Below are 13,102 nucleotides of genomic sequence, written 5' to 3'. Positions count from 1 at the left end.
GAACGGGTAATATTGCCTCAGACGTCCGACAGAATGCGATCAATCGTGCGGGTCGGCAGAACGCGGCGCAGGTATCCGGCGATATAAGTCGGCGTCGTCACATAGTATCGCGCGCGTGGCCGTTTTGATTCGACCGCATGGGCCAGCTTGTCGGTTACCGCCGACGCGGGTAGTTCGAACCGATCCGGCCCCGAGGATTCGTACAGTCTTTTCAACAACGAAGATTCGTACCGCTCTCGCAGGGGCGAGTTCTGCCAGTTGATGAATTTTTCAAAGAAGGGGATCGAGTTTTCGCGGATTTTCGAGGTGATCGGGCCGGGCTCGATCAGGATAACCTTGATGTCGGTATCTGCCAGTTCCAGGCGCAGCGTGTCCGTCAGACCTTCGACCGCGTATTTTGTGGCCACATAGGCGCCGCGCCAGGGATAGGCCACCAGGCCCAGCACGGACGAGTTCTGAACGATTCGCCCATGTCCTTGCGCCCGCATGGCTGGAATCACCTGCCGGGTCAGCTCGTGCCAGCCAAAGAAATTGGCCTCGAAAATTGCACGTAAGCCATCCGTCGGCAAATCCTCGACCGCACCGGGCAGGCCATGCGCGCCATTGTTGAACAACGCATCCAGCGTGCCACCCGTCGCCTCAAACACCGAAGCCAGCCCCGCGGTGATGCTGTTGGCGTCGGTGTAATCAATATGCGGGCTTTCAAACCCTTGTGCCCGCAGCCGGTCGCAATCTCGCTGCTGACGGCAGGAGGCAAACACCCGCCAACCTCGGGCGCGCATGCCGTGCGCCGCATCCAGTCCAATGCCCGAGGAGCAGCCGGTGATAAGAATGGTTTTTTGCATGGTCTTCCTGAATCTGAACCTGATCTATAGCTATGGCGAGGTTCAGGTCAGGACAATGACACGGCTGCGTCAGTTCGCGATTTTTCGCACCAGCGAGGCCGAAATCCATCCGACCTGTTGCTGAGGCAACACGCGCAGGCGCAACCAGCCGGTTCCGGATTCGCTTAGTACTTCGACCTTCTGACCGATGGTGGCCTTGCCGACAATCGGATAGATCGTACCCGGCCCGTCGCGCATGTTCACGCGGGTTCCCGAAATCTCGCGAATGTCTTTTTCGGGCTCGGGGATGGCGGGTGTTTCGGCCACATCTTCCTGTACGTCATCCGTGATCTGGCGCAGCCCGGCGACACCGTCCTCAAGCGAAGCAAGCGTGATGTTGGCGTCTTGGTCCGCGAAAACCGTAATGGTTGAGAAAGACCCCAGCGTGGCATCATCGGCCACAAATTCGACCACCTCTTCCACGGCGGGCTTGGGTTGCACACGTGCAGTTGGCGCACGAACTGCGACATTGGTCACAAGCTCTTCGGCCCGGGCAGGAACAATGGTTTGCGTCGGGGCGGTTGCAATACGAGCGGGTTGCTCGGCACGCAGGCCACGCGGTTCGAAATCCGGCCCGCCGCTCATTACGTAAAAGCACCAACCAAGTGCAGCGAAAGTAAAAACAACAAGGCGCGTCATGGCGCATCCCCCAGGGTCAATCGTAAGATACAAGAAATAGGCAGCAGTCTAATCCAGTCAGCGTAGCATATTTCAGGGTCCAAGTCGAAAGACGGGGGAAATCGGGGGGTTGCCTCCCCCTGTTGCAAAAAGCGCCACTTGTCCCCAGTAAAATGCGTGCTGCTCGCTTTACCAGCGCGCGGTTGCGGCGTATCACATCATGTATGACCGATACGATCGACGACCCCAACATGGAGGCCCCCGACAACGGGGGCGAGATAGCCGAACCGCTACGCCGCGCGATTGGCGAACGCTATCTGACCTATGCTTTGTCCACCATCATGCACCGGGCGCTGCCTGATGCGCGCGACGGGCTGAAGCCGGTTCACCGGCGAATCCTGTATGCGATGCGCGAGTTGCGACTCAGTGCGACGGGTGGTTTCCGGAAGTCTGCGAAGATTTCCGGCGACGTGATGGGCAACTATCACCCGCACGGCGACGCCGCGATTTACGATGCGATGGCGCGTCTGGCGCAGGACTTCAACGTCCGTTACCCGCTGGTCGACGGGCAGGGGAACTTCGGCAATATCGATGGTGATAACCCGGCGGCCTCGCGATACACCGAGGCACGGATGACCATCGTCGCCGAGGCGCTGCTTGAGGGTCTTAACGAGGACGCCGTCGATTTCCGCGATAACTATGACGGCACGCTGACCGAACCGGTCGTGCTGCCCGCGCAGTTTCCGAACCTGCTGGCCAATGGCTCCAGCGGCATCGCGGTCGGTATGGCGACAAACATTCCACCGCATAACATCGCCGAGCTGTGTGACGCCTGCCTGCATTTGATCAAAACACCAGACGCGCGTGACGACACCCTGCTGAACTATGTGCCCGGCCCCGATTTCCCGACCGGTGGCGTCATTGTCGAGCCGCCCGAGAATATCGCGCAGGCCTATCGCACCGGGCGCGGGTCCTTCCGCCTGCGCTGTAAGTTCGAGGTTGAGGATCTGGGCCGTGGCCAGTGGCAGATCATTGTCACTGAGATTCCGTACCAGGTTCAGAAATCCAAGCTGATCGAAAAGATCGCCGAGCTTATCCAGACCAAGAAAATTCCAATTCTCGCTGATGTGCGCGACGAATCTGCTGATGACATCCGCCTGATACTTGAGCCGCGTTCCAAGAATGTGGACCCCGAGGTGCTGATGGGTATGCTCTATCGCAACTCGGACCTTGAGGTGCGGTTCAGCCTGAACATGAACGTGCTGATCGACGGGGTCACGCCCAAGGTCTGTTCGATGAAGGAAGTGCTGCGCGCCTTCCTGGATCACCGGCAAGAGGTGTTGCTGCGTCGCTCGCGTCACCGGATGGCGAAGATCGACCATCGGTTGGAAGTGCTGGAAGGCTTTATCGTTGCCTTCCTGAACCTTGACCGAGTGATCGACATTATCCGCTACGACGACGACCCCAAAGCCGCGCTGATGCGCGAGGACTGGGGGATCGATCATGTTCGCGCCACTAGCGAGGCCGACTATGTCTCACCCAAACCGGGTGAGGGCGAGCTGTCCGAGGTTCAGGTCGACGCGATCCTCAACATGCGCCTGCGCAGCTTGCGCCGTCTGGAAGAGATGGAACTGGTGCGCGAGCGCGACGAGCTGATGATGGAGCGCGCCAATCTTGAGGACTTGCTGGCCGATCCGGCCTTGCAATGGGCCAAGATCGCCGAGCAGTTGAGAGAGACTAGAAAGACCTTTGGCAAGGATTACGAAGGCGGCGCGCGTCGAACCCAGTTTGCCGAAGCCGGACAGGTTGAAGAGGTTCCCCTTGAGGCGATGATCGATAAGGAACCGATCACGGTCGTCTGCTCTCAGATGGGCTGGATTCGCGCCATGACCGGGCATATCGACCTGAAGCGCGAGTTGAAATTCAAGGATGGCGACGGCCCGCGTTTCATCTTCCACGCGGAAACGACGGACCGGCTGCTGGTGTTTGCCTCGAATGGGCGATTTTACACGGTCAGCGCCGCCAACCTGCCCGGCGGGCGGGGCATGGGCGAGCCGCTGCGTTTGATGGTCGATCTACCGAACGAGGCGCAGATCATCGACATCCTGATCCATAAACCCGGGCGCAAGCTGCTTGTGGCCTCGGATGCGGGTAACGGGTTCATGGTGCCTGAGGATGAGGTGCTGGCCCAGACCCGCAACGGTAAACAGGTGCTGAACGTCAAAGGCGAAGAAACCGCAATGATCTGTAAGCCCATTGATGGCGATCACGTGGCGGTGGTGTCTCAGAACGGTAAGTTCCTGGTCTTCCCAACCGAAGAATTGCCCGAGATGACCCGCGGCAAAGGCGTGCGTCTGCAGAAATACAACATGGCGCGTGGACGGCAGGGCACACTTGAGCTGGATGGCGGCTTGTCCGACCTGACCACCTTCAACTGGGAAGAGGGTCTCAAGTGGTCGATGGGTGGGGATAAAACCCGGCACGAGGCGGATATGTCCCAATGGCTCGCCAAGCGCGCCAGTGTTGGGAAAAAGCCACCCTATGGTTTCCCGCGTGACTATAAATTCTCGTGATTATGCGCTGGACGCAGGTAGAATTTCGCTGATACGGCTTGGCACAGGCCGTATCGGTGCGCTAGACCAAAGAAAAACAGGCCTATCGAGATGAACCTATGCTGCGCATTCTGACTTTGATCACCGGATTGGCCCTTATGGGCGCCTGCACGCAAACGCAGCTTTATGAAGAGCCGGAATCGCTGGGCGAATTCAAGTTGCGGGTCAATTATGCCTTTGCTGACAAGGCGGTGCAGGGGCCGGTCAGCCGCGATGCCACACCGGATGAATGGACCGCTGCTATTCAGAACGCAGTTGATATCCGGCTGGGTCGCTATGAAGGCGTGCAGGAATACGACATCGGTATCAGCCTCGAAGGCTATATGCTTGCGCCTCCGGGTATCCCGGTCATCTACAATCCGAAAAGCACGGCCATTGTCCTGGTCAACGTCTATGACGTGAACAAAAAAGAGTTCCTTGCCAAGGGCAAGCAGTTCCAGGTTCTCGAGGACACGACCGGCGGCAGTGCTTTGAAGGGCTCTGGCCACGAACGGACCAAAGAAGAGCAGATGAGCGGGCTTGCACTGAAGGTCGCTGACCGAGTCGAGGAATGGTTGGCCGAGGAACATAAAGACAATGGCTGGTTTGATCGTCGTCCAGACCTGATCCAACCGCTCGAATCCGGTGTTGTTACGCAAAATCCGGCATCTTAACCTGCTTTTCACGCAGGATGTGCTTGATTTTCCCCTTTGAACCAAATATCTCGCGCGCGCAGATGTAACCACGGGACCGAGGGTCCCCCAAATCGCAAAAGGGCGCCTGAGGAATGGCAAAGGAAAAGTTTGAGCGTACAAAACCGCACGTCAACATCGGCACGATTGGGCACGTTGACCACGGTAAAACCACGCTGACCGCAGCAATCACCAAGTATTTCGGTGACTTCAAAGCGTATGACCAAATCGACGGCGCGCCTGAAGAGAAGGCTCGTGGCATCACCATCTCGACCGCCCACGTGGAATACGAGACCGACAACCGCCACTATGCACACGTCGACTGCCCCGGCCACGCCGACTACGTCAAGAACATGATCACCGGTGCCGCTCAGATGGACGGCGCGATCCTGGTTGTGAACGCTGCTGACGGCCCGATGCCTCAGACCCGCGAGCACATCCTGCTGGGCCGCCAGGTTGGCATCCCGAAGATGGTCGTGTTCATGAACAAAGTTGACCAGGTTGACGACGAAGAGCTGCTGGAACTGGTGGAAATGGAAATCCGCGAGCTGCTGTCTTCGTATGACTACCCCGGCGACGATATTCCGATCATCGCAGGTTCGGCTCTGGCCGCGATGGAAGGCAACAACCCGGAAATCGGCGAAGAGAAGATCAAGGAACTGATGGCGGCTGTTGATGACTACATCGATACCCCTGAGCGTGCTGTTGACCAGCCGTTCCTGATGCCGATCGAAGACGTGTTCTCGATCTCGGGCCGCGGTACCGTTGTTACGGGTCGTGTTGAGCGAGGCGTGATCAACGTTGGCGACGAGATTGAAATCGTCGGCATCCGCGACACCAGCAAAACCACCTGTACCGGTGTTGAAATGTTCCGCAAGCTGCTGGACCGCGGTGAAGCGGGCGACAACATCGGCGCTCTGCTGCGTGGTGTTGACCGTGAAGGCGTTGAGCGTGGTCAGGTTCTGTGTAAGCCGGGCTCGGTTACACCGCACACCAAGTTCGAAGCCGAAGCCTATATCCTGACCAAGGAAGAAGGCGGTCGTCACACTCCGTTCTTCGCGAACTACCGTCCGCAGTTCTACTTCCGTACAACGGACGTGACCGGCACCGTGACCCTGGCCGAAGGCACCGAGATGGTCATGCCCGGCGACAACGTGTCGTTCGAGGTTGAGCTGATCGCCCCGATCGCGATGGAAAACGGCCTGCGTTTCGCCATCCGCGAAGGCGGCCGCACCGTCGGCGCCGGCGTTGTGTCGAAAATCATCGAGTAAGGCGCTTATGCCAATACTCAAAGAAAGGGCGTCCCAAGGGACGCCCTTTTTGCTTGGATGTATGCTAATGCGCGCAAACTGCCTTTGCCGAAGGCTTAATCGTAAGCAGCATCCACGATAAATTCCACTTTCAGTTCGGGGCGTGCCAGCTTGGCTTCCCCGCAGGCGCGGGCCGGTGCGTGACCTTTGGGAACCCAGGCATTCCAGACCTCGTTCAATCCGGCAAAATCTTTCATATCGGCCAGCCAGATCGTTACACGCAACATATTTTCACGTGATGACCCGGCTTGTACGAGCAGGGCATCGATTTTTTCGAGGCAAATTCGGACTTGTTCCTGAATAGTGTCACCCTCGGCGACTTGTCCGGTCAGGTAGGCCACGCCGTTGTGTTTTACGATTTTCGAGGACCGTTCGCCGGTGTCGATGCGTTCAATCATGGGGCATTCTCATTTAGATGTTTGATGCGGCTGTTCATGGTCACAAGATGACCTGCTTGGCAATTGCTATTTTCGTGGCAAGATCTGCGGTCGTTTTGGCGTTTTAATTTTACCTCCACCTCAACGCAAAGAAGTGACCCCATGTTTGCACTCGAAGCAAACGGCGCGAGACCCGCAGGGGTTGGTGTCAGAAAATCAGAGTTTGGGGTAAATCATGTTTGGACTTCCGTTCGTACACTACAGCACGCGTATCCTGCACAGCACCGATCTGGGCGACATGCAAGCCGCAATCCTAAGCGCCGATGATCCTGAGACGGGCACCAGATCGCACCTGCCACGTCCGCAGCAGAAAGTAAGCCACATAACCTGTCTTTCAGAGAAACCTGAAAGATTCCGGGTGAAAAAGTAATAGGTCAGAATCAACGCTCTAGCCCACCTAACAGCGACTGCTAAACTCAACATGCACCTGTAAAGCGCGCCTGGCCCCGGTCAGCGCGCAAAACTGATGAGGTAGGGCATGGTGGGTTTGGACCTTTTGGTAAATGCGGCGAATGTCTTTTACCTGATATCTTATTCAGTCAGGGATATTTTCTGGCTGCGTGTTCTGTCGGTGATTGGCGCGATGATCCTGCTGCCCTATTACTATCTGCAACCCGCGCCGCTGTGGGCCCCGATCGGGTGGAACCTGTTTTTCACCGGTATCAACATCTTTTGGATTATGCGTTTGTTGCTGGAACGACGCCCGGTGCCATTTACCGATATGCAAAGACACCTCTATGAAATCGCTTTGCGCAATTTCTCGGAGCGGGACGCATATGACCTGCTGAGAATGGGAGTTGCAAAAACAGTTCCGGTTGGAACCAATCTGTTAACGCAAGGTAGCCCGGTACACAGCCTATCGCTTATCGTGGATGGGGAAATCGGTGTTGAGTTGAGCGGAGATCGCGTAGACACGCTGGGCGAAGGCCGGTTCCTTGGCGGGACGGCCTTTCTGGCCAAAGATCAGGGCTTTACCGCGCCGGTGACCGTGACAGCCCTTAAACCGTCACGGGTGATCGAATGGAACATGTCCGATCTGACTGCGGAACTGCAAAAACAGCCAGATCTGGCAATTTCAATCGAAGCCAGCCTTGGGCTCGAGATTTCGCGGTTTCTGCAAACCGCCAGATTGCAGATGGCCTAAACCGCAGATTCTGCGGCAGCCCGTACGGCGCGAATATTGTCGCCATAGACACCGGGGCTTTCAACTGATCCACCCTTGAAGACGGCTGATCCTGCTACCAGCACGTCAGCACCTGCGGCCGCAACCAACGGGGCTGTTTTCGGGTCAACACCGCCGTCGATCTCGATATGCACGGGGCGGTCACCGATCATCTGACGCAGTTTGCGGACCTTGCTGGTCATGTCGATGAACTTCTGACCACCGAATCCTGGGTTCACGGTCATAACGCAGACCAAATCGGTCAGGTCCAGAAGATGTTCGACGGCTTCGGCTGGCGTGCCGGGATTCAGCGCAACCCCTGCCTTCATCCCGGCTGCACGAATGGCTTGCATCGTACGGTGGGTGTGCGGACCGGCCTCGATATGCGCTGTAAGGATATCGGCACCTGCATCGGCATAAGCTTGAATATAAGGATCAACCGGCGCGATCATCAGGTGGACATCCATCACCGTTTTAACATGCGGGCGGAATGCTTTGACGGCGGGTGGGCCAAAGGTCAGGTTCGGGACGAAATGGCCATCCATAACATCGACATGGACCCAATCCGCGCCCTGGGCCTCGATCGCCTGAATCTCTTGCCCAAAATTGGCGAAATCGGCGGATAGGATCGACGGGGCGATCTTGATGGTGCGGTCAAAGCTCATGGTGGCCTCGCGTCAGCTGAAGAGTCGCGGTCGCGTATACCTGCGCTGCATTGCAAAGGGTAGCCCCCGCGGTTTGCCCAACGTTACAAAACTTTCACCGCGTTGCAGGAGTGCTTGAGCATTATAGGAGCAGTCATGTCAAAGGGCGGAGCCACTCCCGCACCCGCAGGCGCATGGGCTGTGCCGATACCCCCTGGCGGCTTTGGGCCCGGCGCCACGCGCAGCGCGGCGCTACGCCCAACGGGATGAGGCCTCCGCAAGGAGGTCGAAGACGGGCGGGAGCCTCCGGTGCTCAATCATTATTCAGGGTCAGGGTAACCCGCTCTCCTGCAAAAACCGTGCGCCCGAATTCGACCGGTACGCCGTTTAGATCGGCATTGATCCCCGTCGAAAACAGCACCGGAGCGCCTTGCGACAGTTGCAGATGCAAACCCTGTGTCGCCGTGGCAGCCCGCGCGGTCAGGCGGGTAGACACACGGGTGTAGTCTGCGACGCCGCAGCGTTGCAGTGCCTTGGTCACGGATCGCGTGTCCTGCAGCGCAGTCAGGATGTCGGGCAGACGATCGGCCGGAAAGACGCTCTGAAATAGGCCGATGGGCTGGCCATCGGCCAGAGACAGGCCGTCATACACGTGAACCGTGTCTCCGGGGGTAAGCTGCAGAGCTTCGGCTTCGGTTTCATCTGCCGCGCGAGTGGTCAACGACAGGATCGTCTTGCCCGGCATCTTACCGCTGGCCGATATGCTTTTGTGGTATCTCACCCGTTTGCCAATTGGATAATCGGTCGGGCGCGCGGCCACAAAAACGCCTGACCCGCGCCGTGGGCGGACCAGACCTTGTTCGGCCATGTCCGACAGCGCGCGCCGTACCGTATGCCGATTGACACCATGTTGCGCCGCCAATTGCGCCTCGGTCGGCAACCGGTCACCTGTATTGTATCGCCCCTCGGCTATGTCCGAGGTCAGGCTGAGCGCAATGCTTTTCCAGACAGGCGTTTTATTCATGTCACCAAACTTTCACGGGTGCGAGGATTGCGGGTTCTCCGCGAGGGGTGTAATATTTGTCTAGTTGTATAGCTCATGTAGACAACCTGGCCAAGGGGGTTTGATGACCGATAAAACAAAAACCGCGAATGCTGCGCGTCAGGAATGGATGGGTTTGCTGGCCTGCGCTCCAGAAGAAGAACTGATTGCGTTGTTGGATGAAATTGGCGCGCTTCAGCGCTTTCAATGGATCCGTCACCCCGAAGTAGGTGGTGTGATGGTGCGCGGACGGATCGGCGGCACAGGCGCGCCATTTAATCTGGGTGAAATGACGATCACGCGCTGTTCGCTCGCGTTGCAGGACGGAACAGTTGGCCATGGCTATGTGCAGGGGCGTTCCAAGCGAAAAGCGGAAAAAGCGGCGCTGGTTGATGCGTTGATGCAAACCGACGCCGCCGGAGACGTTCGTGCGCGGGTGATCGCTCCGCTTGGTCAACAGATGCAGACAGCCAAAACAACCCGCGCCGCCAAGGCCGCGGCCACCAAGGTCGAGTTTTTTACGATGGTGCGAGGTGAAGACTGATGACCGTGCAAAACCAATTTTCAGGCGGGTTCCAGAACGCACCAATTGAAGCGGCCTATGCTTTTCGTGCCGCGATGACGGTCATGGCGCGCCCGGGTGAGATCCGCAGGATCATCGGCACGCACCCACCCGCGCCCTTGTCCGTGGTGGCGGGGACGTTGCTGCTGACGCTTTGCGACCCGGACACCAGTGTGTTTTTGGCGGGTGAGGTTGATACGGATGCAGTGCGGCAATGGTTGACCTTTCACACCGGTGCGCCGCTTGTGGCAGCGGACCAGGCTGACTTCGCAATCGGAACGTGGCAAGCGCTGATGCCCTTGGGGCAGTTCCGCATTGGAACGCCTGAGTATCCTGACCGTTCAGCGACGCTGATCGTGGAATGTGACGACCTAAATCAAGCGGGGGCAATGCTGACGGGGCCGGGGATCAAGGGCGTCGCCCGTCTGTCACTACCGGATATTCCGACGCTTCGGGCCAATGCGGCGCTGTATCCATTGGGATGCGATTTCTTCTTCACCTGCGGTGACAAAGTCGCGGCCTTGCCGCGGAGCACGCAGATCAAAGCAGAGGGTTAGTCGATGTATGTGGCTGTAAAAGGCGGTGAGAAGGCCATCGAAAACGCCCATGCCTGGCTGGCCGAGGAACGGCGCGGGGCGACCGATGTTGCTGAACTCAGCATCGCGCAGATCCGTGAACAGCTGAGCCTTGCGGTAAACCGGGTAATGGCCGAAGGGTCTTTGTTCGACCCCGATCTGGCTGCTCTAGCCATCAAGCAAGCGCGCGGCGATTTGATCGAGGCGATTTTCCTGATCCGTGCCTATCGCACCACCTTGCCCCGGTTCGGGTATACCAACCCGGTTGAAACAGACCGTATGGCCTGCGACCGCCGAATCTCGGCCACGTTCAAGGATGCGCCGGGCGGACAGGTGCTGGGTCCGACCTTTGATTACACACATCGTTTGCTGGATTTCAAACTGGCCGCCGAGGGCGAGGTTCCGCCCTCACCCAAAGGTCAGCCACGCACAGACCCGGTTCCGCATATCGCCGACTTTCTGAAGGATGAGGATATCATTCAGGATGAACCTGCAAGCGAAGACACCCCGACTGACCTGACCCGGCAACCGATGGAGTTTCCGGCCGAGCGCCCCCTGCGCCTGCAATCGCTGGCCCGCGGGGATGAGGGGTTTGTGTTGGGCATGGCCTATTCAACCCAGCGCGGTTACGCCCGCAACCACGCCTTTGTCGGCGAATTGCGCATCGGCAAAGTCGCGGTCGAGATGGATATTCCCGAGTTGGGCTTTGCCATCGAAATCGGCGAGGTGGAATTGACCGAATGCGAGACGGTGAACCAGTTTAAGGGCTCCAAGACCGAACCACCCCAGTTCACGCGCGGTTATGGTCTGGTCTTTGGCCAGTCGGAACGCAAATCAATCGCCATGGCTTTGGTCGACCGCGCGTTGCGCTGGCAGGAATTGGGAGAAGACAATCTGGGTGCCCCTGCGCAGGACGAGGAATTTGTCCTGAGCCATGCGGACAACATTCAAGCGACCGGGTTCCTCGAACATATCAAGCTGCCGCACTACGTGGATTTTCAGTCCGAACTGGAATTGGTCCGCAAGCTGCGGCGCGAGGCCGAGGCGTGGACTACACCGCAGGAGGCAGCCGAATGAGCCCAACCAACGCACAGCGGATAAGCGGTTTATTGCTCCTACTCCGTGTCCTTCACTCTGTGATCGCCAAGGTCAGGGGCGCCGATTGCTTTCCAAATACCGGCCTTGTCCCGCAGCATCGATTCTCGTCGCCGTCTGGAATGGCGGATATGCAGGATGAGATAAAACATAACGGCCAAAAAGACCGCTCCACATACAAAAACGTCCATAAAAATACCAAAACACAAAGTGATACTTCAAAATGAATGAGTACAACTTTGCATATTTGGACGAGCAGACCAAGCGGATGATCCGTCGAGCTATCCTCAAGGCTCTGGCTGTTCCGGGATATCAAGTACCTTTTGCCAGCCGTGAGATGCCCATGCCCTATGGCTGGGGAACGGGCGGCGTGCAGGTATCGGCTGCAACATTGACGCCGGACGATACGCTCAAAGTGATTGACCAGGGGGCCGATGACACCACCAACGCCGTTTCGATCCGCAAGTTCTTTGAAAACACCGCAGGGGTGGCGACAACCGAGGAAACCGCGAAGGCAACTGTTATCCAGACACGCCATCGCATCCCCGAAGTAAAACTGACCGAGGATCAGATCCTTGTGTATCAGGTACCGATCCCTGAACCCCTGCGTTTTCTCGAACCGCGCGAGACCGAGACCCGCAAGATGCACAGTCTTGAGGACTATGGCCTGATGCATGTGAAATTGTACGAGGATATCAGCCAACACGGGGCGATCTCGACCGCATATGCCTATCCGGTAAACGTCTCGGGGCGTTATGTGATGGATCCGTCGCCGATCCCGAAATTCGACAACCCGAAGCTGGAAATGGACGCAATCCAGCTGTTCGGGGCCGGGCGGGAACAACGCATCTATGCGCTGCCGCCGCATACCAAAGTGGTGAGCCTGGATTTCGAAGATTACCCGTTCGAACCCACCAAGGCCGATCATGCCTGCGACCTGTGCGGGGCAGAGGACAGTTATCTGGACGAGGTAATCATGGATGATGCAGGCAACCGGATGTTTGTCTGTTCCGACACGGATTACTGCTGCACGCGACGCGCGCGGGGGAGCCAAGGGCGATTAAGCAAGGAAGGCGAGATATGATACGGCAGAATGTATTGGGAATTGATCACCTTGGCCTGACGGTCGCTGATCTGGACGCCTCGAAAGGGTTCTTTGTCGACGGGTTAGGCTGGGATGTAGTGGGTGGCAAGCCGGAGTACCCCTCGGCTTTTATCAGCAACGGTGCCGCCGTGCTGACCCTGTGGCAGCAGAAGGGTGACAACCGGCGCGGGTTCGATCGGCACGCAAATGTGGGTCTGCATCACGTGGCATTCAAAGTGCCGGGCGAGGCCGCGCTGAACACCGTATTCGATGCCATCAAGGACTGGCCAGGGGTTATGGTCGAATTCGCGCCAGAGCCATCCGGCGCGGGTCCGAAAGTCCATTTCATGATCCGGGAACCCGGCGGCAACCGGATCGAGTTTGCCTACGATCCGAGGTGACGGTT

15 protein-coding genes are annotated in these 13,102 nt (G+C 57.8%); 10 read left to right on the top strand and 5 right to left on the bottom strand.

The genetic code is table 11. The features are described from left to right. Positions 1 to 17 precede the first annotated feature (17 nt). Entirely contained in the window at positions 18 to 845 is an 828-nt protein-coding gene (locus tag ACR3EP_RS09835; RefSeq protein ID WP_170398727.1) for an SDR family NAD(P)-dependent oxidoreductase, read from the bottom strand. Positions 846 to 914: 69 nt separating this feature from the next. Continuing rightward, a complete protein-coding gene (locus ACR3EP_RS09830; RefSeq protein ID WP_480637552.1) occupies positions 915 to 1,523 on the bottom strand; it encodes an SH3 domain-containing protein in 609 nt (202 codons plus the stop codon). A gap of 203 nt (positions 1,524 to 1,726) precedes the next feature. On the opposite strand from ACR3EP_RS09830, the gene ACR3EP_RS09825 reads away from it, so the two are divergent. The 3 genes from ACR3EP_RS09825 (at position 1,727) to tuf (ending at position 6,056) form a co-directional block, all read left to right on the top strand. Further along, on the top strand, positions 1,727 to 4,075 hold the full coding sequence (locus tag ACR3EP_RS09825; protein WP_170398730.1) for a DNA topoisomerase IV subunit A: 2,349 nt from the start codon (positions 1,727 to 1,729) through the stop codon (positions 4,073 to 4,075). A gap of 98 nt (positions 4,076 to 4,173) precedes the next feature. After that, positions 4,174 to 4,767 (top strand): hypothetical protein, encoded by a 594-nt coding sequence (locus ACR3EP_RS09820; protein WP_170360073.1) that lies wholly within the window; start codon positions 4,174 to 4,176, stop codon positions 4,765 to 4,767. 113 nt (positions 4,768 to 4,880) lie between these two features. After that, the gene (gene tuf / locus ACR3EP_RS09815; RefSeq protein ID WP_170362959.1) at positions 4,881 to 6,056 is read left to right on the top strand and encodes an elongation factor Tu; all 1,176 of its coding nucleotides are present in this window, start codon (positions 4,881 to 4,883) and stop codon (positions 6,054 to 6,056) included. A gap of 95 nt (positions 6,057 to 6,151) precedes the next feature. On the opposite strand, the gene ACR3EP_RS09810 is transcribed toward tuf, so the two are convergent. Continuing rightward, a complete protein-coding gene (locus tag ACR3EP_RS09810; RefSeq protein ID WP_170351824.1) occupies positions 6,152 to 6,493 on the bottom strand; it encodes a RidA family protein in 342 nt (113 codons plus the stop codon). 517 nt (positions 6,494 to 7,010) lie between these two features. On the opposite strand from ACR3EP_RS09810, the gene ACR3EP_RS09805 reads away from it, so the two are divergent. After that, entirely contained in the window at positions 7,011 to 7,676 is a 666-nt protein-coding gene (locus ACR3EP_RS09805; RefSeq protein WP_480637550.1) for a Crp/Fnr family transcriptional regulator, read from the top strand. On the opposite strand, the gene rpe is transcribed toward ACR3EP_RS09805, so the two are convergent. Then, a complete protein-coding gene (rpe, locus tag ACR3EP_RS09800; protein WP_170398991.1) occupies positions 7,673 to 8,359 on the bottom strand; it encodes a ribulose-phosphate 3-epimerase in 687 nt (228 codons plus the stop codon). The two genes, ACR3EP_RS09805 and rpe, sit on opposite strands and share 4 nt — an antisense overlap. Before the next feature lie 292 nt (positions 8,360 to 8,651). After that, a complete protein-coding gene (phnF, locus tag ACR3EP_RS09795) occupies positions 8,652 to 9,362 on the bottom strand; it encodes a phosphonate metabolism transcriptional regulator PhnF (RefSeq protein ID WP_480637548.1) in 711 nt (236 codons plus the stop codon). A 103-nt stretch (positions 9,363 to 9,465) separates the two neighbouring features. Between phnF and phnG the strand changes: the two genes are divergently transcribed. From phnG to ACR3EP_RS09765, 6 genes are read left to right on the top strand one after another with little or no spacing between them, the layout of a single operon-like run. Continuing rightward, positions 9,466 to 9,924, top strand: coding sequence for a phosphonate C-P lyase system protein PhnG (gene phnG / locus ACR3EP_RS09790; RefSeq protein ID WP_480637547.1), 459 nt, complete (start codon positions 9,466 to 9,468; stop codon positions 9,922 to 9,924). Then, complete coding sequence (phnH, locus tag ACR3EP_RS09785; RefSeq protein WP_480637545.1) at positions 9,924 to 10,499, top strand: phosphonate C-P lyase system protein PhnH; 576 nt, start codon at positions 9,924 to 9,926, stop codon at positions 10,497 to 10,499. The genes phnG and phnH overlap by 1 nt, the downstream gene beginning before the upstream one ends. 3 nt (positions 10,500 to 10,502) lie before the next feature. Beyond that, positions 10,503 to 11,594: a carbon-phosphorus lyase complex subunit gene (locus ACR3EP_RS09780; protein ID WP_480637544.1), complete on the top strand. Its 1,092-nt coding sequence runs from the start codon at positions 10,503 to 10,505 to the stop codon at positions 11,592 to 11,594. Next, entirely contained in the window at positions 11,591 to 11,839 is a 249-nt protein-coding gene (locus ACR3EP_RS09775; protein ID WP_480637543.1) for a hypothetical protein, read from the top strand. The genes ACR3EP_RS09780 and ACR3EP_RS09775 overlap by 4 nt, the downstream gene beginning before the upstream one ends. Continuing rightward, on the top strand, positions 11,836 to 12,696 hold the full coding sequence (locus ACR3EP_RS09770; RefSeq protein WP_480637541.1) for an alpha-D-ribose 1-methylphosphonate 5-phosphate C-P-lyase PhnJ: 861 nt from the start codon (positions 11,836 to 11,838) through the stop codon (positions 12,694 to 12,696). Before ACR3EP_RS09775 ends, ACR3EP_RS09770 begins: the two co-directional genes overlap by 4 nt. After that, positions 12,693 to 13,097 carry a VOC family protein gene (locus ACR3EP_RS09765; RefSeq protein WP_480637540.1) on the top strand — a complete coding sequence of 135 codons (405 nt, stop codon included), beginning with the start codon at positions 12,693 to 12,695 and terminating at the stop codon, positions 13,095 to 13,097. Before ACR3EP_RS09770 ends, ACR3EP_RS09765 begins: the two co-directional genes overlap by 4 nt. The last annotated feature ends 5 nt before the right edge of the window (positions 13,098 to 13,102 follow it).

It is taken from the genome of Ruegeria sp. BB10, from assembly GCF_056535725.1.
This window is presented reverse-complemented; position numbering and strand designations above follow the sequence as displayed.